This is a genomic window from Mucilaginibacter pankratovii (assembly GCF_014773265.1).
Taxonomy (GTDB): domain Bacteria; phylum Bacteroidota; class Bacteroidia; order Sphingobacteriales; family Sphingobacteriaceae; genus Mucilaginibacter; species Mucilaginibacter pankratovii.
Genome location: NZ_JACWMY010000001.1, coordinates 557,053 through 580,206, shown reverse-complemented (window position 1 = coordinate 580,206; position 23,154 = coordinate 557,053). Strand labels below are relative to the sequence as shown.

General features: G+C 41.4%; 22 protein-coding genes and 1 pseudogene. 12 read left to right on the top strand and 11 right to left on the bottom strand.

Translation table 11 applies throughout. From position 1 onward, the window contains the following. Window positions 1–19 precede the first annotated feature (19 nt). Window positions 20–376 (top strand): lipocalin family protein, encoded by a 357-nt coding sequence (locus IDJ77_RS02345; protein ID WP_191187311.1) that lies wholly within the window; start codon window positions 20–22, stop codon window positions 374–376. Between the two features lie 53 nt (window positions 377–429). Continuing rightward, on the top strand, window positions 430–1,191 hold the full coding sequence (locus tag IDJ77_RS02340; protein WP_191187310.1) for a carbonic anhydrase family protein: 762 nt from the start codon (window positions 430–432) through the stop codon (window positions 1,189–1,191). Between the two features lie 95 nt (window positions 1,192–1,286). Here the strand turns inward: IDJ77_RS02340 and IDJ77_RS02335 are convergent, their stop codons facing one another. The 3 genes from IDJ77_RS02335 to IDJ77_RS02325 all read right to left on the bottom strand — a co-directional run bounded on the left by IDJ77_RS02335 (window position 1,287) and on the right by IDJ77_RS02325 (window position 6,912). Continuing rightward, complete coding sequence (locus tag IDJ77_RS02335) at window positions 1,287–3,776, bottom strand: mechanosensitive ion channel family protein (RefSeq protein WP_191187309.1); 2,490 nt, start codon at window positions 3,774–3,776, stop codon at window positions 1,287–1,289. Between the two features lies 1 nt (window position 3,777). Continuing rightward, entirely contained in the window at window positions 3,778–4,386 is a 609-nt protein-coding gene (locus tag IDJ77_RS02330; protein WP_191187308.1) for a hypothetical protein, read from the bottom strand. Between the two features lie 126 nt (window positions 4,387–4,512). Beyond that, on the bottom strand, window positions 4,513–6,912 hold the full coding sequence (locus IDJ77_RS02325; RefSeq protein WP_191187307.1) for a patatin-like phospholipase family protein: 2,400 nt from the start codon (window positions 6,910–6,912) through the stop codon (window positions 4,513–4,515). A 167-nt stretch (window positions 6,913–7,079) separates the two neighbouring features. Here IDJ77_RS02325 and IDJ77_RS02320 point away from each other — a divergent pair, with 167 nt between their 5' ends. Further along, on the top strand, window positions 7,080–8,699 hold the full coding sequence (locus IDJ77_RS02320) for a L,D-transpeptidase family protein (protein WP_191187306.1): 1,620 nt from the start codon (window positions 7,080–7,082) through the stop codon (window positions 8,697–8,699). A 28-nt stretch (window positions 8,700–8,727) separates the two neighbouring features. Here IDJ77_RS02320 and IDJ77_RS02315 read toward each other — a convergent pair whose 3' ends face one another. Both IDJ77_RS02315 and IDJ77_RS02310 read right to left on the bottom strand, forming a co-directional pair. After that, window positions 8,728–9,303 carry a hypothetical protein gene (locus IDJ77_RS02315; RefSeq protein WP_191187305.1) on the bottom strand — a complete coding sequence of 192 codons (576 nt, stop codon included), beginning with the start codon at window positions 9,301–9,303 and terminating at the stop codon, window positions 8,728–8,730. A 143-nt stretch (window positions 9,304–9,446) separates the two neighbouring features. Further along, window positions 9,447–10,295 (bottom strand): hypothetical protein, encoded by an 849-nt coding sequence (locus IDJ77_RS02310; RefSeq protein WP_191187304.1) that lies wholly within the window; start codon window positions 10,293–10,295, stop codon window positions 9,447–9,449. A 303-nt stretch (window positions 10,296–10,598) separates the two neighbouring features. On the opposite strand from IDJ77_RS02310, the gene IDJ77_RS02305 reads away from it, so the two are divergent. From IDJ77_RS02305 to IDJ77_RS28080, 4 genes and pseudogenes are all read left to right on the top strand, one after another. Further along, on the top strand, window positions 10,599–11,156 hold the full coding sequence (locus IDJ77_RS02305) for an outer membrane beta-barrel protein (protein ID WP_191187303.1): 558 nt from the start codon (window positions 10,599–10,601) through the stop codon (window positions 11,154–11,156). Between the two features lie 369 nt (window positions 11,157–11,525). After that, window positions 11,526–11,885 carry a plasmid mobilization protein gene (locus tag IDJ77_RS02300; protein WP_191187302.1) on the top strand — a complete coding sequence of 120 codons (360 nt, stop codon included), beginning with the start codon at window positions 11,526–11,528 and terminating at the stop codon, window positions 11,883–11,885. Window positions 11,886–12,083: 198 nt separating this feature from the next. Beyond that, the gene (locus IDJ77_RS27985) at window positions 12,084–12,389 is read left to right on the top strand and encodes a relaxase/mobilization nuclease domain-containing protein (RefSeq protein WP_394368021.1); all 306 of its coding nucleotides are present in this window, start codon (window positions 12,084–12,086) and stop codon (window positions 12,387–12,389) included. Window positions 12,390–12,523: 134 nt separating this feature from the next. Then, window positions 12,524–12,976, top strand: a pseudogene (locus tag IDJ77_RS28080) (hypothetical protein); the annotation flags it as partial. Window positions 12,977–13,001: 25 nt separating this feature from the next. Here the strand turns inward: IDJ77_RS28080 and IDJ77_RS02285 are convergent. Continuing rightward, window positions 13,002–15,986, bottom strand: coding sequence for a PAS domain-containing protein (locus tag IDJ77_RS02285; protein ID WP_191187299.1), 2,985 nt, complete (start codon window positions 15,984–15,986; stop codon window positions 13,002–13,004). Between the two features lie 89 nt (window positions 15,987–16,075). Here IDJ77_RS02285 and IDJ77_RS02280 point away from each other — a divergent pair, with 89 nt between their 5' ends. After that, on the top strand, window positions 16,076–16,459 hold the full coding sequence (locus IDJ77_RS02280; protein ID WP_191187298.1) for a response regulator: 384 nt from the start codon (window positions 16,076–16,078) through the stop codon (window positions 16,457–16,459). Between the two features lie 7 nt (window positions 16,460–16,466). Here the strand turns inward: IDJ77_RS02280 and IDJ77_RS02275 are convergent, their stop codons facing one another. The 5 genes from IDJ77_RS02275 to hxlB all read right to left on the bottom strand — a co-directional run bounded on the left by IDJ77_RS02275 (window position 16,467) and on the right by hxlB (window position 19,861). Next, window positions 16,467–16,748 (bottom strand): ATP-binding protein, encoded by a 282-nt coding sequence (locus IDJ77_RS02275; protein WP_394368019.1) that lies wholly within the window; start codon window positions 16,746–16,748, stop codon window positions 16,467–16,469. A 44-nt stretch (window positions 16,749–16,792) separates the two neighbouring features. Then, window positions 16,793–17,344 carry a PAS domain S-box protein gene (locus IDJ77_RS02270; RefSeq protein ID WP_191187296.1) on the bottom strand — a complete coding sequence of 184 codons (552 nt, stop codon included), beginning with the start codon at window positions 17,342–17,344 and terminating at the stop codon, window positions 16,793–16,795. Window positions 17,345–17,346: 2 nt separating this feature from the next. Further along, a complete protein-coding gene (locus tag IDJ77_RS02265; RefSeq protein ID WP_191187295.1) occupies window positions 17,347–18,444 on the bottom strand; it encodes a PAS domain-containing sensor histidine kinase in 1,098 nt (365 codons plus the stop codon). 149 nt (window positions 18,445–18,593) lie between these two features. Beyond that, window positions 18,594–19,226 (bottom strand): 3-hexulose-6-phosphate synthase, encoded by a 633-nt coding sequence (gene hxlA, locus IDJ77_RS02260; RefSeq protein WP_191187294.1) that lies wholly within the window; start codon window positions 19,224–19,226, stop codon window positions 18,594–18,596. Window positions 19,227–19,270: 44 nt separating this feature from the next. Beyond that, window positions 19,271–19,861, bottom strand: a complete 591-nt coding sequence (gene hxlB, locus IDJ77_RS02255; RefSeq protein ID WP_191187293.1) for a 6-phospho-3-hexuloisomerase — start codon at window positions 19,859–19,861, stop codon at window positions 19,271–19,273. Between the two features lie 202 nt (window positions 19,862–20,063). On the opposite strand from hxlB, the gene IDJ77_RS02250 reads away from it, so the two are divergent. From IDJ77_RS02250 to IDJ77_RS02235, 4 genes are all read left to right on the top strand, one after another. Further along, window positions 20,064–20,927, top strand: coding sequence for an AraC family transcriptional regulator (locus IDJ77_RS02250; RefSeq protein WP_191187292.1), 864 nt, complete (start codon window positions 20,064–20,066; stop codon window positions 20,925–20,927). Between the two features lie 11 nt (window positions 20,928–20,938). Next, on the top strand, window positions 20,939–21,532 hold the full coding sequence (locus IDJ77_RS02245; protein ID WP_191187291.1) for a Crp/Fnr family transcriptional regulator: 594 nt from the start codon (window positions 20,939–20,941) through the stop codon (window positions 21,530–21,532). Between the two features lie 92 nt (window positions 21,533–21,624). Then, a complete protein-coding gene (locus IDJ77_RS02240) occupies window positions 21,625–22,218 on the top strand; it encodes a PPC domain-containing DNA-binding protein (RefSeq protein WP_191187290.1) in 594 nt (197 codons plus the stop codon). Between the two features lie 46 nt (window positions 22,219–22,264). Next, window positions 22,265–23,146, top strand: coding sequence for an alpha/beta fold hydrolase (locus tag IDJ77_RS02235; RefSeq protein WP_191187289.1), 882 nt, complete (start codon window positions 22,265–22,267; stop codon window positions 23,144–23,146). The last annotated feature ends 8 nt before the right edge of the window (window positions 23,147–23,154 follow it).

The following is a 23,154-nucleotide window of genomic DNA, read 5'->3' as shown; positions in this document are numbered from 1 at the left end:
ACCCATATAAATATTAAGTATGAAAAATGTATTTTTATTAGCAGCTATTAGCACCATGCTAACTTTTAGTGTAAAAGCGCAAACAGCCACTGAATTATTAGGCAAATGGAAACTTGTTAAATGGACCAGCCAAAACGGCAAAGATAAAGAGGTTAAAGATTCAACTTTCCAGGTATTTAATGACAAAAACAAATTTGTTAGCATATATGAAGGTAAAGAGACAGGAGGTAAATGGAAATTGTCTAAAAACAATGATAAGCTGACAATCCGTTCGGGCATTATTACTGTTAACTTTAAGATTGATTATTTCGATACAAAAAAGAGAATTATTACCTCTGATCAGTTAGGAACCCTCGAATATCAAAAAGTCGAATAACTCAATAAATAAGATTCATCGGATTGTTTAAACACACTGAATTACCCATAAAGATGAAAAATAATTTTAAGATATTTTGTTTAATATCTCTATTGGCTACGTTATCCTGTAAAAGCAATCATGCTGATCATGATCTGTTCATCACGGATGCCGTTTCCGGGCAGGAATTGGAAATTCCTGCTAAGCCGCTAAGAGAAAGGGTACTTACTGCAGCAGAACAGGCGGCTTTGACTCCAGGCCAGGTGCTTGACAGTCTTAAATCTGGGAATAGGCGATTTGTTGATAATGATCTGACTTTACGCAATCATACCGAGATGGTCCGTAAGGCAGCCCTTGGCCAATATCCCAAAGCTGTAATTTTATCATGCATCGACAGTCGGGTACCGGTTGAAGATGTATTTGATAAGGGTATCGGCGATATGTTTGTTGTCCGCATAGCAGGGAATTTTGCTAATCCGGATATTTTAGGCAGCCTCGAATACGGATGCAAGGTTTCCGGTGCTAAATTAATTTTAGTTTTAGGGCATCAATCGTGTGGTGCTATAAAGGCTGCAATTGGTAATTATAAATTGGGCAACATAACAGAGATGCTAAGTAAAATTAAACCAGCGATAAAAATGTCGGATACCTTCAACGGCAATAAAACGGGTGATGACGCTTCATTTGTCGAACTGGTTTCCAAAAATAACATCGTCAATACCATCAAGGAGATCAGGAAAAACAGCCCATTGTTGAATAAAATGGAACAAAACGGCCAACTTAAAATAGTTGGGGGTTACTATAATATCAATACCGGAGAAGTTGTGTTTCTTTAAGGCCCTGGGTTAGTTCTAAGGCAGCAAACACTTCCTGAAATAAGATTGGAACAATGTTCAATAAGTTCAAGAGGATTTAACTCCTTAGTATAAAATTACTTTTTGGTTGGCAAATTGCCTTCATCAGGGGTAACAACCGGCGTATCAAAGTGTATATGCTGTTGCGGAAATGGAATTTCAATTCCTGCTTCGCTAAAGGCTTTGTTAATTGCAGCGATAATATTACTTCTCACATTGCCCCCATCCCTAAAATCCCTTACCCAAAAAAATATCTTTATATCAATTGAACTTTCTCCGAAGCCCAAAAACTGAATGGCTGGCGACGGGTGCTCAAGTATTCGTTCCTCTTTGGATAACAACTCGTTAATAATGACTTTAGTCCTGTCAAGATCTGATCCGTAAGCTACGCCAACTACGATCTCCATTTGTCGTTTATTACCGGCAAGCGTCCAGTTAATGAGGTGTTCGTTTAAAAGATCACCGTTAGGTATTACCACATCAGGCCCATCCCATTTAGATATGATACTGCTACGAAAGCCAATGGATTTCATAGTTCCGGATTGCCCGCCTATTTCAACGATATCACCCACGTTTACCGGCTTTTCAAAAGCGATAATTAATCCGCTCACTAAATTATTTACCAATGTTTGTAGGCCAAACCCAATGCCCACACCCAGTGCCCCTACAATCAGTGTAATACGTTCAAGTGGAAACCCTGCGGCTGCCAGGCCAAAGAAAAGTCCGATACTAATGATGGTAACCCGTATTAAAAGTAGCCAGCTACCTATTCCTGCATTTCGTTTTTTGTTATTTGCATGAGAGGATGGCGTATCTGAAGCAAAATAGGAAACTACTTTGGACAGTAACACAGAAAAGGCAACTATGAAAAAAAACGTTAAAATATTGATGATTGTAAAAGTGTAGCTACCTATAGTTCGTTCATTGGTAAAAAAGCCCTTTACAGGTTCTGCAATAAATCTAAAAACATAAAAATTCCTTCCCAATAAAATAAACCACCCTAACACCAGTAATATGTACAATAACGGGGATGATTTTTCTCCTACCAGATGAAAGTTTAAATACAACGTTTTTTTATCAGGCCGGGAATATGTTTTCGATGCGACTTGTAATCCCTCGTTGATTAATCGAATAGTCCATAAGAACAGGATACCTATAACGACATTTAAATACCCGGTAAGTAATAATGTTTTAGCAAGGTTATAACGCCCAAAAATATTACCGATAATCGAACCTAGTTCAAGAATTGCAGCAAATGCAATAAAATAGAGGATGAGCTTTTCGCGTAGCTCGTCCCTTCTCCCTTTAAAAAGATATAACAAGCTTGCCACTATTCCTATCAAAGATATAAAGATCATGAACCACCGCTCTCCCCTTGATGCTTGCAATAACAGATTATCGATACAACAAAATGTAAATAACGCTACAAAAATTAGCCACATTTTTAACCATGGCGTGGTTATAAAACCCCTGAAGATATATGCTAAGGCCAAAGCAGACGGAAGCCAGAAAAAACAGCTAAATATAAAAGGAGAGTCTATAAAAATAAATTGGCCGAAACTTAAGACGATTACTATTGATGATAAAAACGGATGCTTTAAAACGAGCACCTGTTTAAACGCCTCTGATTCTTCTTCGTCCCCGCTAACAAGGTGCTTAAGGGATCTTAAAAAGAAAGTAACTAACCCACATAAAAAAAACAGTAAAAGCAACTTGCCAATGTTATTTTGGGTATAAAAACGGAGATTTAAAATGGCTTTTATTAAAGAGTAATGAATAATCTCGCTGATAGGTCTGTTAAAGCCAATAACGTCTCCCAGGTTGGTGAATTCACGATCCCAATATCGGTGTGATAATTCAGTCTGATAATCCTCTATTTGTTTCAACTGAAGATTTAGCTGGTTTACAATTATATTTATCCGGTACTGTAATCTGTGCACATTTCCAATTGCAACCGGTAATCGCTGCTCTGCTGATGATAAGTCAGGAGAAATAATTTTTATTTGCTGAATGTAGTCTGCAATCTGCAACGAGTCATTAGAAAAGGCATACAAAACTGGATCGGCAGACAATGAATCGATTTCTGCATTTAAAGAAAAAAGATCCTGCTCAAATTTATCGATCTGCTTTTTTCTTACTGTGAGACGGTTTGAAAATTCATGTAAGATTTTGGATGTAGAATTAAGGTTTCTGTATGTCTGAGCCGAGCCTCTGTTAGTGAATATTCCATCTCCTGCCAGCAATATCCAACGCTCAATACGCTTAATCTCTTCACTTGTGCCTGTTGTATCAATCCCCGTTCTTAAATAAATATTGGCACGCCCGGCAGTTTTGCTAATCTCATCAAGCAGGCGTTTTTGTTTTAGTGAAGTTTGTTCAATTTTAAATTTCACAATGCTTCTGGCAGCTTCTGCAAGGCCTATTTGCTGCATCTTCTTCACATACGCGATTTTACTATCTGCGACGAGTGTATCACTAGTCGATTTCGCTTGAGAATACCCATGAAAGTGCGCCGTTAACAACGGAAAAACAAGGGCAGCTCTGATAAGTATCTTGTGGATATACATATTAAAAACTGTTAACTTTTAAGTTGTTTAAAACAGTCTTTAGAGAGTCCGAGGATTTGCCGACGATTGTTTGTTGCATACTGGGGTTTGATGGGTATTTTACGCCATCATATTTCAATAAGTGATGTTTACCGCTACTTTCTATAACCAGGTTGGCCCATTTGCCGGGTTTATTTTCCAAAATGGTTATTGGAAAATTGGTAACCGTGAAGCGATTTATTATTTGATATTTGGCATTTAACAGCAAACAGGTACAGCCACCCGAGCCGCAGAAATACGGACCGATTAACCCTATAAAATACTCCCTTTTACCATCGTTATTTAAATCATATACATCAAAAAGAAATTTTCGACTGCCTTGAGTTAGCAGCTGTTTTGAGATATCTATTTTAAAGTAATCTTTCAAAAAGAGTTTGGCTGTATCCAACGAGGTCGGTCCAGCAGATTTGATATTCTCGCGTGTGACTCTACTTTTATTTGCGTTACCTACAGAATCCGTATTGGAGTCTGCCTGGATTTGCTTCAGGGTTTCAGTTGCTATATTTTTTTTCGGGCTGGAAGTACAGGCACAAACAAACAATAACACAACGCAGTATATAACTCTGATCATAATATTTTTAATTTAAATAATGATAATTTAATATGTCGTTCACCGGAATAGATTGTCACCTTTAAAAATAGCAAGTTTTGCTCTAGAAGAAAAATTTTGTTAGCTTTTATATTAAATAGCGTTTGTTCAGAATTTATATCCGAATGATAGATACGTGCGTAGCGGGAAACGGATATTATATACTTCGGCTTTATCGACAGCAAGGTCAACAGGCCCAATGATAGACATGTAACCTAAATGCAGCCCGTATCCTTTAAAATTGCTTTTTCGGTTAAATAAATTCGCTGTCACATTGTATCCGTTGCCTTCTGCGCCATAGCTGAAGGTAGGTGTAACATAAAACCTTTTTACAGGTGAAAATTGGGCAGCTATATTGAGGACCGAGAGGCTACGCACCGGTAGCTCACTTTGTTTTAATCCCGGAAAATTTATGGTGGGAGAAGTTAACAGTTGCTCCACACCACCAAGTTTGAAATAGTTATTTAAATAAAAGTACCCACCTGATGCAGCCCCAAAATTACTACTGGTAATTACCCCGGCAAACGCAGATGTCCGGATAGTTAAATGGCGGTTTATTGGTATAGCAACTTCGTCTTTAAATAATATTCTCGAAACATTTCCAGGCAGTCCATTAGGGGTATATAGATTACTATTGGGGTTTAAATACTGATTTATTGAAATCGCACCAGAATCGCTGCTCTTTGTAAATTTTGAGCGATTATTGAAAAAAAATCTGAACTCTGCTTCGAAACTGTTGCCCTTGACCGGATAATATTTGGAGGAAAATGTATTTTGCACAAGCCGCACATAAAAGATTTTATTATTGTGCCGGTAAATCGTGTTTTTAGGGGTCAATCCTAATATTGCCGAAGCAAGTGATTTTGATTTGTAAACTTTCTCTGCATCGTATCCTAATCCGGCTTCAACTAAAGCTGAATGACTTAGAGAATAGCCTAAGCTTAAGGACGATTTAAAATCAAAATTAAAATAGTCCGGCGGAGAAGTATTCAAATCGCTGGTAGATAAAAGGGATAATAGTACATCGTTACTTTTAAGATTGCGGTATTCGGTATTAGCTCTTATCCATACTTTGTTGCTTTTGGTTAAAAATTTATAATAATCTACTCTTACTTTTAAGCGTTCAGTTGCGTCAACAGTCGCCAAAAGTCTCGAGCTTTTTAGAAGAAGGTCGTACAGGGTATAGTTCAATACAATTCCTGCGGATTGTTCGGTGTCATAATGAACAGCCGCTTTGAAATAACCTTTAGCTGCCTGTTTTACATGGATATTCATTTCCAGCCCTTCAGCAGTAGTGTTGAACGTATAATAGACTTTAGTGTATCGGCGTGATCCATAAATTTTTTCGACAGCAGCACTTATTTCGTCAGAACTGTAAGCCTTTCCTGGTTGCAATACCCAATTTTGTTGTAGTTGTTCCAGTTCATTGTTATCTTCAATCGGCTCATTTTTATCTGTTACAAAGTTGTATTTAACTGTTATTGCTGTACTGATTGGAAGCGACGGACGTATAACCGGCATATTCATTGCCTTTTGGGCGTCAGCAACTTGCTTAAGTTTTGGCAGATATTTGTCGGCTGCAATTTCGCCTATTCGGAGTATCTCCTTATATTTATTAAAATCTGCAGCGCTGTAATTTTGCAGCAGATCTGTATAGTCGACAAGCAAATCGGTATTTGCTATTTGTGTCTTAATATCGGACAAAGAGCCGAATGAAAATGCCTGCATTAATTGACTGAATGGGGAATTCATTTGCTCGGCATTTAAAAGATGGAAACCCGTATATCCACCAATTACAAAATTTGCTCCCATCCGCCTAACTTCTCCTACAGGGTAATTTCTGTCTACGCCACCATCTACCAATAGTCTGCCGTCAATAGTTACATTAGAAAATACCCCGGGGATTGACATGGTAGCACGGATAGCTAACGGTAGTGATCCATGTTGTTGGAATATTGTCCCACCATTTACAAGGTCTGATGTTGCTATTCGTAATGGTATTGATAGTTTGGAAAAATCATTAAAATCCCTAACAGGAAATGTGAAATCGTTCAAAATTTGAGATAGGTATTGCCCTTCTATTGCGGCATCAGGAAAAGTGGGCATTCCTTTTTTTAAAGGCAATTCGAGTAAATAACTGCCATATTCTGATTTTTCTTCAATATTGACTTTGCTAAGCGGCGTAGTATTACTTAAAACCCTATCCCAATCAATATGCCTTACAATATCCTCTAATTGTTTACCGGAGTAGCCGGCAGCGTAAAGTCCTCCAATTATGCCACCCATGCTAGTGCCGGTGATAAAACTTACCCTAATTCCAAGGGAGTCAATTTTTTTCAACAAACCAATATAAGCTATCCCTTTAGCGCCGCCTCCACTAAGTGTCAGGCCAACCTTGTCAGTAGCTTTGTATTCAGCATCGACACGATTTTGCGAAAACGTATTTGTTGTAAAAAGGACTAAATGGCATAGAGCCAAGATTGTGTAGAGAAGCCTTTTTTTGTGCATTAATCGAAACATTCAATTCAAATATACCTCTGTAGTCTCACAAAATTGAATAATTTAGATGCAGGTTAAAAGGTTTCCGGTTCTCTGTTAATTCTTAAATACATTTGTTGTCATTTATTGAGAATGAGTAACTTCGAAAAACAGAAAGTTTTAACTCCGAAAATGTTATGATGAAGAACGTCTTAAGGAATCGCTATAAACTCGAGCTGCTGTTCGTAATTCTGCTTCTAATAAATTCGGGCTGCAAAGGGCAAAGCAAAAAAAGCCCGACTAAGGTAAATCTGGACACAATTGTAAAGGGCAACTTTAATCCTGCATCTGGATTAGCTTTTGATAGCGTGAGTATAGACTCGTTCTTGAATGCCAGGCCTTTCTTTCGAAAGTTTTCATCCGATTTAAAACAGTTTTATCACATACACCTTCATAAATATGCTTGGTTTGATGCCCACGGAATAACGGAAAGCGCTAATAATTTGATCAATCATATTCAAACACAAGAGGATGATGGCGTTTTAAAAGAATATCCGTATAAAACTGATTTCAAAAGAATGGCCGATCAATTGCGTATTAGTGGAAGTGCATCTCCGCGAGTTGATTACGAATTGATGTTGACAGCGGAATATTTCAATTATGCTAAAAACGTTTGGGGTGGAGCAGAAGTTGATAAGACTAAAGATATAGGGTGGTATTTACCTCGTAAAAAACTTGAATATTTAGATCTGCTGCAAAAGCAACTTAACGGTTCACGAGATAGTGTTGAACAAAATGCGGTTATACCACAGTACCTCGAACTGCGAAAAGCTTTGCACCGTTACCGCCAGATTGAACAATCGGGCCCGGATGTTATACTATCATATAACGCAGGTTTTGCTGGCTTAAAGCCAGGAGATACTTCAAGTTTAATAATCCCCCTTACTAAGCGATTGCACCAATTGCAGTACCTGCAAAATCTCACGCCTTTCAACACTTACAATCCAGAATTGCTGGTGGCAATTACGTTGTTTAAATCGACTCATGGTATTACCCCTGATAGCAAAATAAACGCTAAATTTATTCAGCAGCTAAGTGTTCCAGTCCATAAAAGGATAGAACAAATTATTGTTAATCTGGAACGCCTGCGCTGGATTCCTGCAGATGACCATGGTGGTGAGTTTATCCTTGTTAACATCCCTGAGTTTCAATTACACTATTATAATTCCAATGCGCTCACTTGGAGCTGCAAGGTAGTTGTAGGTAAGGCGATGACTAAAACCGTGATTTTTAGCGGCCACCTTCAATACATTGTATTTAGCCCCTATTGGTATATACCACCGAGCATTATTCAAAAAGAAATTAAACCGGGTATGGCTCGAAATAGCAATTATTTGGCAGCGCATAACATGGAATGGAATGGTGGCAACGTACGACAAAAGCCAGGGACAAAAAATTCATTAGGATTGGTAAAATTTATTTTCCCAAATTCAAATAACATTTATTTGCATGATACACCTGCGAAACCACTTTTTGCAGAGGATACACGGGCTTTTAGTCATGGATGCATTAGGGTGGGGGAGCCGAAAGAACTTGCAATAAAGATATTAAAACAAGATGCCTCATGGTCGCCCGAAAGAATAGATGCGGCCATGCATGCCGGGCGTGAAAATACTGTAATACTAAAAAATAAAATTCCGGTATATATCGGATACTTTACCGCTTTTGTAAATAGTAAAGGCGAGTTAAATTTCAGAGAAGACATTTACAAACGGGACGAACAGCTGCTGAAGCTTTTGATGCAAACCGATCTATGAACAACACAAGTTGATAAATTAGAGTTATTTAAAGTTTTTTTATTTCACCTGCATACAAAAAAGGTATACGAACGGAGAGATGAAAAGAGATAAATGTGATATCAGCACTATTTGCTACAAGCGACGTTTGAAACCTAGAGCCAAGTTCGAAATACTTAATCTTGTAACCCGCACCTAATGCCCAGGCAAAATAAGTTTTGGTTTGAAAATTATCATCGAATGTATCATCGCGAAAGGCGTTTATAGTATTAACTGCAAACCCAACTTGCCCTTCTGCATAAAAGCCTCCTGCATAACGTCTATATCCACCATAAATTGGCCAGCTCGAATAAGATGCTTCAATCTTATTGGTTAGATACTTTTCTTTAATATCAAAAAAATTATTCCCTGACTCCGCAGTAATTTGCTGTTTGGCTTTCCCAACCCCCCAAAGCCCTTTAGCAGAGTAACCGTAACCGCGTTTTACTATTGTTGCGAGGTCGCCAATGGGGTAAGGAATTTGACCGGAAACCTGAATTTCATTATTGCCAGTTTGCGATTTTACACTCTGATTAAAAAACAATGGGGCTATGCAGCAAAGTAGCGCCTTTAAAGCTGTTTTCATTAAATGATGATGCTAAATGAACGATGGTTATTATATCAAGGCAACTAATGCCTTAGCTATAGATACCCATTGCCAATCATGTCAATTATTAAAGCCGTTAAAATGGCTATAGTAATTGACATGAATAGTTGATTTGGGAATAGTTATTTCCTATACAGCGGGCATTTTTTTAACAAATACTCAAGTGGGCTACTGTAAGAACCGTCTGTATTTGTCCAGAATGCTTTGTGGCTTTCGTTGTAAATACTTGCGTTGTTATCCATGAATATATGCATACTTACTGATACCGCATAACGCTGTTGTGAATAGCTATTATTTGAATTATACCCAGATACATTTTTAATGTCTTTATTCCCATCACGTTTTACCGTTGCAGAACCGTATCCGCTCGAAGAACTAGTTTCAGCTGCTTTACTTTGCATTACTGCGCCATCAATAATATATTCTACACCTAAAATATCACTAAGTTCCTTCATCGTGAAACCAGCAATTTTATCTTTGGTAGCGCCCGCCTTAATTAACAATGCATTGGTAGTGCGGGGATCGAGTATCGTGTAACCAGCTGAATGCTGTGAAAGATAAGAGTAAGCATCTCCTTGGGCCCTTAGACCAATTTCTTCTGCACCAGGTTGATTATCCATTAAGAATGCAAATGGAAGGATGGCAATCTTATTGTGATGGTCAGAAGGTGTTGCTGTCATTGAAACCTGATCGCTTTGACGTATTTGCGCGGGAGCGGCAGTTTGACTAAACGTTTCAACCCGGCCGCTTGAATGCGTGATTTTTAAAATGTCTGATTTTTTAATTGTATATTCTACGGTTTCACCGGTGTAGACAAACGTAACGTCATCATCAGTAATTTTTGTTAATTTACCTTTTAACTCATCGCCATTAGTTTTTACAATTACATCTGGCTTTACAGTTAATTTTGTTTGCGCCGATACATTAAAAGTTATAATGACGGCGATAATAAGAAAATAAATTTTTTTCATAGGGTGTGTTTTAACTCAAATATAAATGTTTTTTGTAATTACTCATAATTTACCAAGTGACAAATTCTATTAATTTAACTATGAGTTTAGACGCTAAGATTGTTTTTCTTCTCTTAAGCATTTTTACGTAAATGAAAAATAGTCTATAGAATACACACTTGGCTGTTTGAATAGCAAATGCTAATCGGTGTAGGCGTAGTGCTGACGAGCAGTGTAATTTTCACATCAGAAATAGAATCTAATTGCTAAAATATTGCTTAGAATAGTAATACTGCTATATTTGTGTAATACATACATTTTATCATGAAAAGAATAATACTTATTTGTCTAGCGTCGGTGATTTTTATATTTCATGCAAAAGCACAAAAAGGAAATAACCAATTACAGTTAGGTGTTCAGTTAGCGCAGCCTACAGGTGAGCTTTCGGATATTGCCAAACTTGGTTTTGGGGCATCCGCCAAAGCGCTCTTCGGCTTTAGTTCGCGCCCTCAACAAGTAACGTTTGAAGTTGGATACAACAGATTTGGTATTAAAGATAAATTTTTGCCCTCCGGTGTTGAGGCTGAATACCGTAGTATTCCTATTTATACCGGATATCGTTATAGTTTTGGAAGTATCTATCTGGAGCCACAGGCGGGTGTAGCATTTAACACCGTTTATGCTTCTAATTTCTTTAATCTTAAGGGCGAAACAAAGACATATTTTGCTTGGGCAACCGCTGTTGGCTACTCCTATAAAAATGCCGACATTGCTTTAAGATACCAAAGTTCGGATGTTAAAGACGAAAGTAGTGACATCAATTTTTTAAGCCTTAGGGTAGCCTACCGCTTCAATTTCAACAAGAACAAGGCCCAATATTAGCTTATAAAACGGAAAACGATTTCTGTTTTCGATATAAACCTTTGCGTTATTAGTGTATAGTGCAACGGCTTCATTTCGCTGGGCAAGCTGAAATCTAACAGGTTTTATACGATCTGAAAATTACTTTCTTTTAAAGCAAGCCATGTTTTGGTCGGACCAAAACGCTTGCCGGGACACCCAGACCCGGTATGCTTTCACTTTGTTCTGCATAAAAATTTGGACAGGGAGCAGCAAATAAATATCTTTGAGTATGGCATAAGTGCCGAGCCGTTTTCACGGCTGATAAACGCGGGGTTCCCCTGCGGCCCTCGCGGGGTCTTAAATTGCTCATTGCCTTAAGCAATTCCATCAAACATTTTTTGAGTATTTATGGCAAGGCCAAAAGTTTCTCCATTAGAAAAGCGGTCTTTAAAGATCACTTTCAGGGTAACCGAAAAACAACGGCAGCGATTGTTGACCCTTGCAGATTCGTGTGGTACTAAGCCAGGCGACTTGGTCAGGACTAAGATATTTAAGGGTCATTTCCCTGCTACCCGGTTGCCTAAAATTGACGAGGACACCTACGTCGAATTAAAAAAAATCGGCGTTAACTTAAACCAATTGACAAGGCACGCCGACTCAGGCAAATTCCCTTTTGGTATTGATAAAACCCTTGCTGCGCTGTTGCGGCAGGAGGAAAAGATCTTAAGGCTTTTACTAAAAGATGATAGCGGATCAAAAGAGAGGTAAAAGCTTTATGGGAGCGTTAGGCTAAAACCTTAAAAAGCTAAATCTCAAAGACAACAGCCAAAGAGCCGAACTGCTTGAAACCAATTTGGCATCGCTGGATGTAGCGCTTATCAAAAAGGAAATCGACTTGGTAAGGCGCAGACGTCCCGCACTTGGTAATTATGTGTATCATACCAGCCTTAACTTCTTACAGGAAGAATCGACAAACTCGATGATCAACTTCTTGCAATCGGAAGCGACTATTTACAAGGCATGGGGTTTACCGATAATCAGTATATGATCTTCCGTCACCATGATGCAGGACACCCGCATATCCATTTAATGGTCAACCGCATCACCTTCGATGGCAACGTAATTTCAGATAGCAATTACGTCAAGCGTAGCGAAGCATTATTACGAAAGTTAGAGAGGGTGCATCAAAACTGCATTTTGACGGACAGCAACATCGAACCAGCCGAGTTAATGAAGCAATCCAAATTATATGATTTTCAATACGTTATGTAGTCAAAAAGAAGGGCAAGGACTGATAGAGTTGCCGACAATGTCACTTGGAATCGTAAGGAAAAGAAATAATTATTAACTATTAGAAATAGCCGTTAAATGTTAAGGATACTGCTAGCAGGTAGACCGGCGACGAGCCGATGACTTGTTCTCAACATTCATACTTGGGAAAACTTTTCAGCGAAGCTGAAGAAGAATTGGATGAAACGATGAAATCCTATTTGCACGTTCTGCTGGGCATCGCCAAAAAGGAAGGGTCGCCATTCATTAAATATTCTCCGAAAGGCGGCACGATCACGCTCGGTTATGAAATGCTGGATAACCAGGTAAGAAATTTGTCCAGGATGAGAGGGTGGGTATCAGCGAAGAGGATCAACAGCGCTTATTCCAGTGGTTTTACCGTGTCAAAGATCAAAGGGTCACCGGTTTTGGCATCGGTCTTTATCTGGTGTCAGAGGTATTGCGGTATCATGGTACACGTATTGAAGTTGTCAGTTCGCCGGGCGGCATTCGAGATTTCATTTTCGGATGGAATGCGCAGGTTTGATATTTACAAGATAACAGTTTCTCCCATTCGTTTGTTACAGTAGGATGAACCGGGCAGACTGCATCAGGCTACATCGAAATCAACCAATGCCTGGCCGTGTCTTTATCATGGAAGAAGGCTACCGGATCATAAGTCGAAGGCAAACTCACGTTGGCCGCGATGCGGCTAAAAGTGCTGGGCGAATACACCCAGGCAAATTTTTGCAGACCGGCTTTGGTCATAGCTGGAAACCAAACCTCAGCCCCCCAGTCGGAAGCCTCCGACCAATTGCCTTTGACTTCTGTATTATCATTCAATACCCGGCTACACTTGTTTTTTTGCATCAGGTCAAGTATGATACCACAGCCCTTAACGACCGATTCATAATTCTGATAGCCCTTCCAGTTCACATCCAGGTAATTGCCTTCAGGCTGGTAAAGAATAGTGATAAAGCTGCCCTCGTAAAAATTCTGACCGTTACCGGCGACGTCGCTGAACTCCTGTTTGCCGCCGAGCGGAAGGAGAAAGTAAAAAGTCGAGCCTTCACTGGGTTGGCTTTCGATCCAGAAGCTGCCGCCATGTCGTTTAACGATCTCCGCAGAAATGAAAAGCCCTAATCCGAGCCCCTGAAAGCGGGCCGAAGTATTGTCGATCCGGTAAAAACGGTCAAACAGGCCTTTGAGGTGCTCCTCAGCGATGCCAATACCGAAATCCTGGATGGAAACGATGAAGTTTTGCTGTTCCACTTCGCAATTGACAATGACCCGGTTACTATCCGGCGAGTATTTGATCGCGTTATTCAGCAAATTCACCAATACCTGCTCGATCCGGTGCCGGTCACCATGATATATCGTGCTGCAATTTGCATTTATTTCGATCCGGTGCTTGGCTGAAGTTTGCTGAATACTATCAACCGTCTCCGCTAACATCTGTGAAAAGTCGAAATCTTCCATGTTATAGACCATCTTGCCGGCGTTGATCTTCGATACATCCAACAGGTCCTCGATCAGCCGGCCCAATCGCTCTAATTGCCGCTCTGCTTTGCCTACGAATCGATTAAGCACCTTATGCTCGCCGGCATCCTTTTTTGCTAACTGGAAAAATGCTCTAATAGTTGTTAGCGGCGTTTTCAGTTCATGGCTGGCAATGCTCAGGAATTCGTCTTTCTTGTATTCAATGGTCTTCTGGGCGTCGATATTGGTATTCGTACCCAACCAAAGGGTGACTTTACCATCTTCAACCAGCGGTACAGCTCGCGCCAGGTGCCAGTAATAGTTACCGTTTGCAAATTTGAGACGGAACTCAGTAAGATACTCCTGCCCGCTTTGCAGGGCGCGCACCCATTTCTCCAGGGCAACGGGCAGGTCATCAGGATGAACAAACTCTTGCCAGCCATGGCCCACAACGGATTTGGTGGTGTGGCCAAAATCCAGACCTACGACTTGGTTCACATAATCCAATGCCCCGTCCAGAGAAGCGGTCCACACTTGTTGGGGAATAGCATTAAGTAAGAACTTGAAGCGCCCTTCACTTTTCTCCAGTTCACGCCGTGCCTGCCCCTGGACGCTTACATCTTGGCAAAGCACCATCACACCTGAAACACTACCGTCCGCTTCGCGGTACGGTTGGTAGATCAGGTTCAAAAAGCCTTCGATAGATACACCATCTTTATACACGAGATAAGGCTGGTCATATAAATATTGCGGTTCGCCGCTGTCGTGAACCCGTTCAATTACCGGGCGGAAAACGGCTTCCGCTTCGGGAATAGCCTCGAATAAGCGATGACCATCTAGTTCAGCAGCGGTTCGGCCAATGAGCTTTCCATATGAATCATTCACAATAGAGACCTGCAAGTCCGGGCCGGTTAGCAGGATGATGCCAACCGTGGCATCTCTGACTAGGTTCCGGAAGCGTTGTTCGCTTTCCGACAAGCCGCTGAGTGTTTGCTGAAGTAACCGCTGCGTTTCGTTAAGCTCTTCGTTCGTTACGGTCAACTCCTCATTGGCCGCAGCCATTTCTTCGTTTGCCGCACTGATCTCCTCATTTAATGCCTGCTGCTCGTTGAAACTTTCTTTCAGTTCCCTGGTACGGTCAGCGATCCGGACTTCCAGCTCTTTGTTCAGTGAATTCAATTCATCCTGCGCTTGCATGAGTTGCTCATTGCTCGAAATCAATTCCTCATGAACCGCCTGTAGCTCTATTAAAGTATCTTCCACAGCTTTCCGTGCCGCAACATGCGCTGTGACCTCGTATTTGAAGCTGAGTATGGCGTAAACTCCGCCTGTTTCGTCCCGTAAGGGCTGATAGACCAGATTAAAATAGTGATCCACTAACTCGGCACCCAGTTGTGGTGCCAGCGGGATATGCATCTCATTTTGTATATAAGGCTTACCACTGTTATAGACGGCTTGTAAAATATCCCAGATCGGTTGCCCCTTTACCTCGGGGAGAGCAACTAAAACAGGCAGACCCAGCACTTCTCTATTTGGGAAAAGCTCCCGCTGGTATTGCGGATTAATATAATCGTAAACCAGATCGGGACCGCGTGCTATGGCAATCTGCGCAGGGATATCATGAAAAAGTTTTTCCAATTGTTCGGCCTGAAGCCGGATACTTTCAGCGGCCTTTTGCTCAGCGGCAACCATTGACCGCATTTGTTTCTTTTCCAGGACTTCAGCCGTAACCTCCGTGGTATGATGGATGATATACTGTAACTGATCACCGTTTTTTACGGGCTGGTGGATCGTTTTCCAATAGCGTTCCTGTAAGCCGCCATCTTTAGTTGGAGTATCAAAACGAACAACCGCCATTTCATCGATTTGACCTGTTTCCAGAACTTTCGTTAGCGATCGGGCGACACCACCGTCCTGATCCGGCGACCATTGGACAGACTCTGGAAAGACTTCGAAGAGATAGTGTCCGGTTAGCGCTTCCCTTGTTTTGCCGGTAACCTGCAGATAAGCTTCGCTCATTCCCAGAATTTGCAACGTTGGTGAAAGCAGGAGGAAATTACCCGGTAGACAATCAAAAATATGCAGGTCTAAAGGACCGGGCTGCTGTTCAGTTATAGACATGCGTTAGCGTAAAGGTAATAATATCTTAAAAAGACAACCGGACAGCACATTTGTTTGTTTATGGCTTGACATTTGCTTCTTAAAAAATCATGGAAACGAATAAGTTAGCGGTGGCAAAGAAAATACTGGTTGTAGATGATGAGCCGGATATCCGGGACATCATTATGTATGTGCTGGAATCGGAAGGCTATCAAGTTTGCGGCTTGGACAATGGACGGGCGGTACTTGATACGGTACAGCAAATCCAGCCAGATATTGTATTGCTCGATGTCCAGTTAGGGGACCGGGATGGCCGTGATATATGCAGGGAATTGAAAGCGCAGCCCGCGACACAGCATATTCCCATCATTATGATCTCTGCAAACCAAAGCTGGCCGACTCTGCGTGAAAAACAGTGCAATCCTGATGATTTTCTCGCGAAGCCATTCGATCTATCGGAATTGGTAGATCATGTTAAGCGATTTGCAGCCTAAATGTGTGTTAGTCCGCATCGGGCAGGGTAAACCAGAAAGTAGACCCGTCGCCCACGGTACTTTCGACACCAATCTCGCCGCAGTGGCGCCTGATGATCTCGGCACAAATGTAAAGGCCCAAACCTAATCCCGAAGCTTCCGAAGCTTGCTTTTTTACGCGAAAAAAACGGTCGACCAACTGCTTCAGGTGATTTTCAGCGATGCCGTTGCCCCGGTCGGTCATGCTGATGCGTGTAAAGCGCGCCACACGGTCGACCTTAATCATGATATCTTTTCGATTGGGGCCCATATTTAACGGCATTATTCACCAGATTAACCATGAGCTGGTCTATTTTAAACTGGTCGGCAAATACCTTTACGGAATGATCGCCCTGATAAATAAGATTGTATTCTCCCGCCATCCGGAATTGGCTGTTCAGTGACGTCCTCTAAAATGGTATAACTCAGTTTCGCGCCGTTTTCTGGGATCAGTTTGGATGTTACCTGGCACCAGATCAATGAGCCGTCTTTTCTAATTAAACAGGTTTCTAAACTGAATGATGGCGTTAAATGAGCCCATAGCTTTTGCTGGAGAAAATGCCAGTCGTCGCGGCGGTCGTCTGGTGCATAGTCGAAGATGCGGGTGGCGATCAGGTCTTCTTTTTTATCATATCCCAGCATAGTAACCAGGGATTGATTCACCTGTAGGATAGTCAGATCCGGGTCAATGATCTTGTTGCCCAGCCGGGACAATTCAAAAACAGTTTCAAAGCGGTGTTGAATCTCTTCGTAAACTATCTTATCTTGTTTAAGTGCGTCGTTTTCTTGCTGCAAGCGTTTATCCCGGTCATTGATAAAGTTTCTTATAAAGATAATTGTTAGCTTAGGAATAACAAGGAATTGCAAAATTAGTTGACCGGCAGGGTGAATTTGAATATGCTGCCCTGGCCCGGTACGCTTTCCACCCAGATCTTGCCCTGGTGGCGGTTAATGATCTCGGAACAAAGATAGAGACCTATGCCAAATCCGGCAATCTTTTCGGTTTCCTTGGTTTCCGCCCGGTAATGCGGAGTAAACAGCTTGTCCATATCCTTTTTTGAAATACCCATGCCCTGGTCGAGGATGCTAACAGTAAGTATATTTTCTTCTTTTGTGCAGGTGACTTCAATGGTTTTATCCTTGCTGGAGTACTTTGCCGCATTGCTTAGTAGGTTGACCAAAACCTGCTCGATCTTATCCCTATCGGCGTTTGCTATTACACGATCGCAGTGAGCCACGGTGATATTGTGCGAAGAAGTAATGAACATCGTTTCTTCGATTACCTCCCTGATCAGTTCGTCCATCGCAAACTCCTGCTTGTTCAAATGGATCTTTCCGGCCTCTGCTCCTGATAGGTTGAGTAGACTGTTGATCATATTCAGCATTTTTTTGACCTGTTTCTCTGCTTTAGACAAAGCGCCCATCGTAAAACTATCCTTTTGTTTTTTAGCCCAATTGTTGAGCATTTGGATATAAGCTTTTAAAGCTGTCAGTGGGGTTTTGAGTTCATGACTGACCATGCCGATAAATTTGCTCCGTCGTAAATCGTTTTGCTTTTTTTCGGTAATATCTACGACTATCCCGGAGATGTAGCTATTCTTTTCATCAGTTGTGCTAAACCCGCCGGTGATGCTAAGCCAACGGTGCTTTTTCTCACCAGGGATCCTCACGGGGCATTCTACATAAAGATTGCTACGGTCTTTGATGGCATTTTCCACTGTTATTAAAAATAGCCCGCTGTCTTTGTCTGCAACCTTTGAGAGGGCATCTTCAAAAGACATTTCTTCCTCTGGTAAAAAACCGAATAAAATTTTAGTTCGGCTGGAGGGAAGAAATTTCCTGGTTGCCGCATCCATGACCCAGATGCCTACATTGGCAGAATCAAGCGCCATTTTCGCGATTTCTAATTCGGGGAACTTTTCATTAGTATCGAAATCATGTTGGTTTATCGTGGCCTTATCCGTCATACAGCTTTGTGCTAATAAATGCCAAAAGTACGGTATTAAACTGATAGTCAGCAGTTGAAATGTTAACAGCCAAACTGAAAAATTTCCGGATTTCGAAACGCTTTCCGAAGTCCGGAAAGCGTTTAATGTTGTCTTGTACTAAAAATTAATTATACTGCATCTATAGCTTCACGCAATGCTTTGGCAGCTGCAGCAGGATCCTCTGCTCCATAAATGGCTGCACCTGCAACCGCTACCTGGGCACCGGCTTTAATAACCGCAGCAATGTTGCTCAGGTTTACGCCACCTGCAATAGAAACGGGTACACCAGCTCTTGCTGCTTCATCGATCAGCACCTGGATAGAATAGCCTGCTGTCCATTGTTCATCTAATCCGGCGTGTAATTCCACGAATTCAACACCTAATTCAATAACTTCCTGTGCACGTTTTACACGATCCGGGTAACCGATGGTATCTACAACTACACCTTTACCATGTGCCCTGGCTGCTTTAACTGCACCAATGATCGTGGCATTTCCGGCAGCTCCCATAACGGTAACCAGGTCTGCACCTGCTTTAAATGCGATGTCAGCTTCCAGTTCGCCGGCATCCGCCGTTTTTAGGTCAGCGAAAACCAATTTGTCGGGATGTGCTTGTTTCATTGCGGTAATTACAGAGGATCCCATGTTCTTTATTAGCGGGGTACCCAGTTCGATAATGTCTACATAAGGCGCAACTTTTGCTGCAAGTGCTAATGCTTCCTCTGTTGTTAATAAGTCTATTGCTACTTGTAATTTTGCCATTGTTTTATTTATTAATTTGAAAAAATGATATGATTGATTATTAATTATTCCATGTTCGCATGACGTTTCCAAAGTTCTTCGGCAGGTGTTCCGTCAAGTTTCCATAACTCCATAAATACCGCATCGCCTAATAAGAGCACAGTCTGTTCAAAAAGGCTCCCGGCATATTGTATTGATTTAGCACCGTTATGATCCTCTTTTTCTGCTGCTGGTATCAGGATGTGTACATCCGCTAACCTGGCCAGCGTAGAGGATGCCTTAGTCGTCATCGCGATGACGCGTGCATCCACCTGTTTAGCCTTTTCAGCGGCTTTAACTATCGTACTCGTCGTTCCTGATCCTGATGCGGCCCATAACAGATCCCCTTTTTCGATAGCCGGGGTAGTCGTTTCGCCAACAAAAAAAACGCGCAGTCCTAGGTGCATCAGGCGCATTGCTATTGAACGCATAGCAAAGCCGGAACGGCCCGATGCGATCAGGAAGATGGCCGACGCCCCGTTTATATCGCTGATCAATTCTCCGAAATTGCTGTACTCGATTTTTTCTGCCAGGATACAGTTCTCGTGCAATATTTGCATGAGGTTCGCTTTTAGGGCAGCGGCGGTCTCCTCGTTGTAGTGATCTGTTAATTCCATTTCAAAGCGTTTAATTCTTCGGCAAAAGTATCGCCTCTGTCAGGGCAAACGGTTATACAAATAGCCCCATTGAGTGGACTATTAGGAATTAAGATCACTTAAAAGTCATAAATAAAGGGCTCTAATTACAAAGCTTCCGAATAGTCCACCATAATTATCCGATTATCCACCAGGTTAATGCCGAAGTAACTACCTTTACTTAATGGTAAATGACACGAAGGATAATCGCCTTGAAAGCGCGATGATCTACATCAGGAATTTAAATAACTGCCCGCCGAGTTATTTGAATGATCCGGGAAGAAAAGACTTCTTTGAGATCGTATGGCTAAAAAATGAAGATCCTCTACATGCTTTGAAAGCAAATGATTTCGAGGTTAAAGGAGACTGGATCTATCTGATCCCGCCGTACCGTGTACACCAGTTAAATAAAGCCGGAAAAAACGGTGAATTGATATCTTTTAAAAGAGAGGTCCTGGAGGAAGAGGATAAAGAATTTTTACTGGACATTTTTAAGATATTTAATGTGCAGGGCGAGTTCTCCTGCCTGCGATTAGACAAGGCTGCGGCGGATGATCTGAGTGGCATTTATAATTTATTGATCGGTGAATACCAAAAATCGTCAAAGGACCTGATGATCTTAAAAACTTTACTGAAAGTGTTTCTGTTAAAACTAATCAAGGTTAAAGAGGAGGAGTTTACCACGCATGATATTCACCAGAAAAGAGTTTACGAGTTTCTGATGCTGCTGGAAGGAAACTACCTGCAGGTTCGAAATATTGACTTTTATGCCGGCAAACTGGATATCAGTTCCAAGCGGTTAAATCAAATTCTCAAAGATAAATTGGGAAAAACCGGTACGCAGATCATCCATGACCGGATCATACTGGAGGCCAAGCGGCTAATCATACACAGCGAGCATACCATTAAAGAGATAGCCTTTGAGCTTGGATTTTCTGACCGACCTTATTTTAGCCGTTTCTTTAAAAAACAAACAGGACAGACGCCCGAGGAATTTCAAAAGCAGGCTCAAAATCATTTGAAATTAAAAGCTAATACATTAATTTAATAATGGTGAATATGGAAGATATATCAATTGCGGCCTTGCTGAAGTTCTTTGAAAAGTACTTCCCGCTCAATCATGCTGAGCGAAGTGAAATACCTGAGAAATTTTCTGCCCGGAGTATTAAACGCCGTAGCTTTATATTGCAACCCGGTGATATCTGCAAATATTTTACTTTCATCGTTTCGGGCTGCTTCAGGCAATATGCCGTTGATGAAAATGGAAAAGAACACAATCTGCAATTTGCTGTGGAAAACGAATGGATCACCGATCTTTCAAGTTTTTATAACGAAGACCCGAGCGGCCTTTATATAGAGGCAGTTGAGCCATCGGTGATATTACAGATCAAACATGATGACCTGTTGTATCTTTATACCACTTACCATAAGTTTGACCGGAACTTTCGCATTATCGTTGAAAGGAAATATATTGACCTTCAAAATCGTGTTATGCAGAATATCAGTGTGACCGCGGAGAACAGATATGTCAACTTTATCAACCGTTATCCGGACCTGGCTAATCGTTTGCCTAATATTCAGATTGCCTCTTACCTGGGTATAACCCCTGAATTCCTGAGTAAGGTCCGGAAGAAACGGGTGCGCCCATCCTGATTCTTAAACTTGTTTAAGAATATTTCTTAACTAAGTTTATTGGCCCATGAAAACAAAGCTGCCCACCTTTGCATCGTTAAGCAATAGGAACGATGAAAGGATTAAATACAATAACAGCTTTAAGTAAAATCAAAAAATTAGCTTTTGCAGCTCTTTTAATTTTATGCGGAACTTTTACCGCGAGCGCGCAGGAATACGTGTCACTGACCAATCCGGCAAAACCCGGCAAGGCGCCAGGTGCAAAAGTTAAACTGTTGAGCACGAACGGAAAAACAAAAACCTACCTGTTGGTACTGGCAACGGGTGATGAAGTCACCTCGGGTATCGCAGAATTTGCGCAAAAATACCAGGTAAAAAACGCTCATTATACCGCATTTGGTGACGCCACCTCAGCTAAATTCGGTTGGTACGATAAGGACCGCAAAATGTTCAAGCTTTCGAATATCGCTGAGCCATCCGAAGTAACCGGCCTTGTAGGCGATATTTCGCTTTATAACGGTAAACCTTTCGCCCATTCTCATGGCAGCGTTGCTACAAGTGACGGCATCTGTCACGGCGGCCATTTGCTGGAACTGATCGTTGGTCCAACCTTTGAATTCTATATTACTGTTGAGCCGACCGCAGTCTATAAAAAGATCAGTCCGGAATTTAACGCCTTGATTGTAGATCCTGATCTGGAGAAATAATTACAAGGTGTTCGCTAAACAATTCAAAAGATAAAATCAAAAAATCATGTTATTAAATAAAAAATCAAGCTATTTACTGATAGTTATATCCCTAATATTTTCGTTGGGAATTGATGCTCAGGACTTGAAACACCTGAGAAGCTTTATGCAGGCTGGTCCAAATCCTCCTAAGGCTGTTCCCTATGGGAATAATCCTAAAGCTGGCCACTACCTGAATACCGGCAACGCACGGATATACTATGAAGTGTACGGTAAGGGCAAGCCATTTGTTGTTTTACATGGCGGGGTTTTCGGGTCCACCTATGAAATGGGAAGATTCATCGATAGCCTTTCCAAAAGCTACCAGGTCATTGCGATCTCTACCCGCGGGCATGGAAGATCAGAAATGGGAACTACCGAACCTACCTATGAGCAAAAGGCCAATGATGTGAACGCTATTCTAAACGCTGTTGCCAAAGACAGCGCGATTGTTTTAGGTTTCAGTGACGGTGGTTATACCGGCTACTATTTTGCGGGTCTTTACCCGGATAAGGTAAAGAAACTGATCACCATTGGCGCAGGGGAATGGCTAAAGGGATCGCGGTCATTTAACATCACCCGTAAAGATGCGTTTGAACTGGATAGTTTGTACTGGAAACAGCAACTGGCTTTAAATCCTCATCCGGAAAAATTTGATGAGTGGCTGGTATCGATCAATCAATATTTCAATACAGTCAATATCAGTAGAGAAGTATTTGGTAAAGTCCGTTGCCCGGTATTGCTGATGGCAGGTGAACTTGATCAGAATGCAACGCTGAAAACAGTCATCGCAGCATATTATATGTTTCCCAAGGTACAGTTGGCTATTATACCCAATGCCCCGCATCCGGCATTCCAGGTTAATTTTCCGGCAGTTTGGGCAGATATTATTCCTTTTCTGCAGCAATAACTGAATTA

What these genes read in the sequence shown, in the direction of transcription:
- IDJ77_RS02345 (WP_191187311.1), top strand. Translation starts at nt 20, where the DNA reads ATGAAAAATGTATTTTTATTAGCAGCTATTAGCACCATGCTAACTTTT.
- IDJ77_RS02340 (WP_191187310.1), top strand. Translation starts at nt 430, where the DNA reads ATGAAAAATAATTTTAAGATATTTTGTTTAATATCTCTATTGGCTACG.
- IDJ77_RS02335 (WP_191187309.1), bottom strand. Translation starts at nt 3,776, where the DNA reads ATGTATATCCACAAGATACTTATCAGAGCTGCCCTTGTTTTTCCGTTG.
- IDJ77_RS02330 (WP_191187308.1), bottom strand. Translation starts at nt 4,386, where the DNA reads ATGATCAGAGTTATATACTGCGTTGTGTTATTGTTTGTTTGTGCCTGT.
- IDJ77_RS02325 (WP_191187307.1), bottom strand. Translation starts at nt 6,912, where the DNA reads ATGCACAAAAAAAGGCTTCTCTACACAATCTTGGCTCTATGCCATTTA.
- IDJ77_RS02320 (WP_191187306.1), top strand. Translation starts at nt 7,080, where the DNA reads ATGATGAAGAACGTCTTAAGGAATCGCTATAAACTCGAGCTGCTGTTC.
- IDJ77_RS02315 (WP_191187305.1), bottom strand. Translation starts at nt 9,303, where the DNA reads ATGAAAACAGCTTTAAAGGCGCTACTTTGCTGCATAGCCCCATTGTTT.
- IDJ77_RS02310 (WP_191187304.1), bottom strand. Translation starts at nt 10,295, where the DNA reads ATGAAAAAAATTTATTTTCTTATTATCGCCGTCATTATAACTTTTAAT.
- IDJ77_RS02305 (WP_191187303.1), top strand. Translation starts at nt 10,599, where the DNA reads ATGAAAAGAATAATACTTATTTGTCTAGCGTCGGTGATTTTTATATTT.
- IDJ77_RS02300 (WP_191187302.1), top strand. Translation starts at nt 11,526, where the DNA reads ATGGCAAGGCCAAAAGTTTCTCCATTAGAAAAGCGGTCTTTAAAGATC.
- IDJ77_RS02285 (WP_191187299.1), bottom strand. Translation starts at nt 15,986, where the DNA reads ATGTCTATAACTGAACAGCAGCCCGGTCCTTTAGACCTGCATATTTTT.
- IDJ77_RS02280 (WP_191187298.1), top strand. Translation starts at nt 16,076, where the DNA reads ATGGAAACGAATAAGTTAGCGGTGGCAAAGAAAATACTGGTTGTAGAT.
- IDJ77_RS02275 (WP_394368019.1), bottom strand. Translation starts at nt 16,748, where the DNA reads ATGGGCCCCAATCGAAAAGATATCATGATTAAGGTCGACCGTGTGGCG.
- IDJ77_RS02265 (WP_191187295.1), bottom strand. Translation starts at nt 18,444, where the DNA reads ATGACGGATAAGGCCACGATAAACCAACATGATTTCGATACTAATGAA.
- hxlA (WP_191187294.1), bottom strand. Translation starts at nt 19,226, where the DNA reads ATGGCAAAATTACAAGTAGCAATAGACTTATTAACAACAGAGGAAGCA.
- hxlB (WP_191187293.1), bottom strand. Translation starts at nt 19,861, where the DNA reads ATGGAATTAACAGATCACTACAACGAGGAGACCGCCGCTGCCCTAAAA.
- IDJ77_RS02250 (WP_191187292.1), top strand. Translation starts at nt 20,064, where the DNA reads ATGGTAAATGACACGAAGGATAATCGCCTTGAAAGCGCGATGATCTAC.
- IDJ77_RS02245 (WP_191187291.1), top strand. Translation starts at nt 20,939, where the DNA reads ATGGAAGATATATCAATTGCGGCCTTGCTGAAGTTCTTTGAAAAGTAC.
- IDJ77_RS02240 (WP_191187290.1), top strand. Translation starts at nt 21,625, where the DNA reads ATGAAAGGATTAAATACAATAACAGCTTTAAGTAAAATCAAAAAATTA.
- IDJ77_RS02235 (WP_191187289.1), top strand. Translation starts at nt 22,265, where the DNA reads ATGTTATTAAATAAAAAATCAAGCTATTTACTGATAGTTATATCCCTA.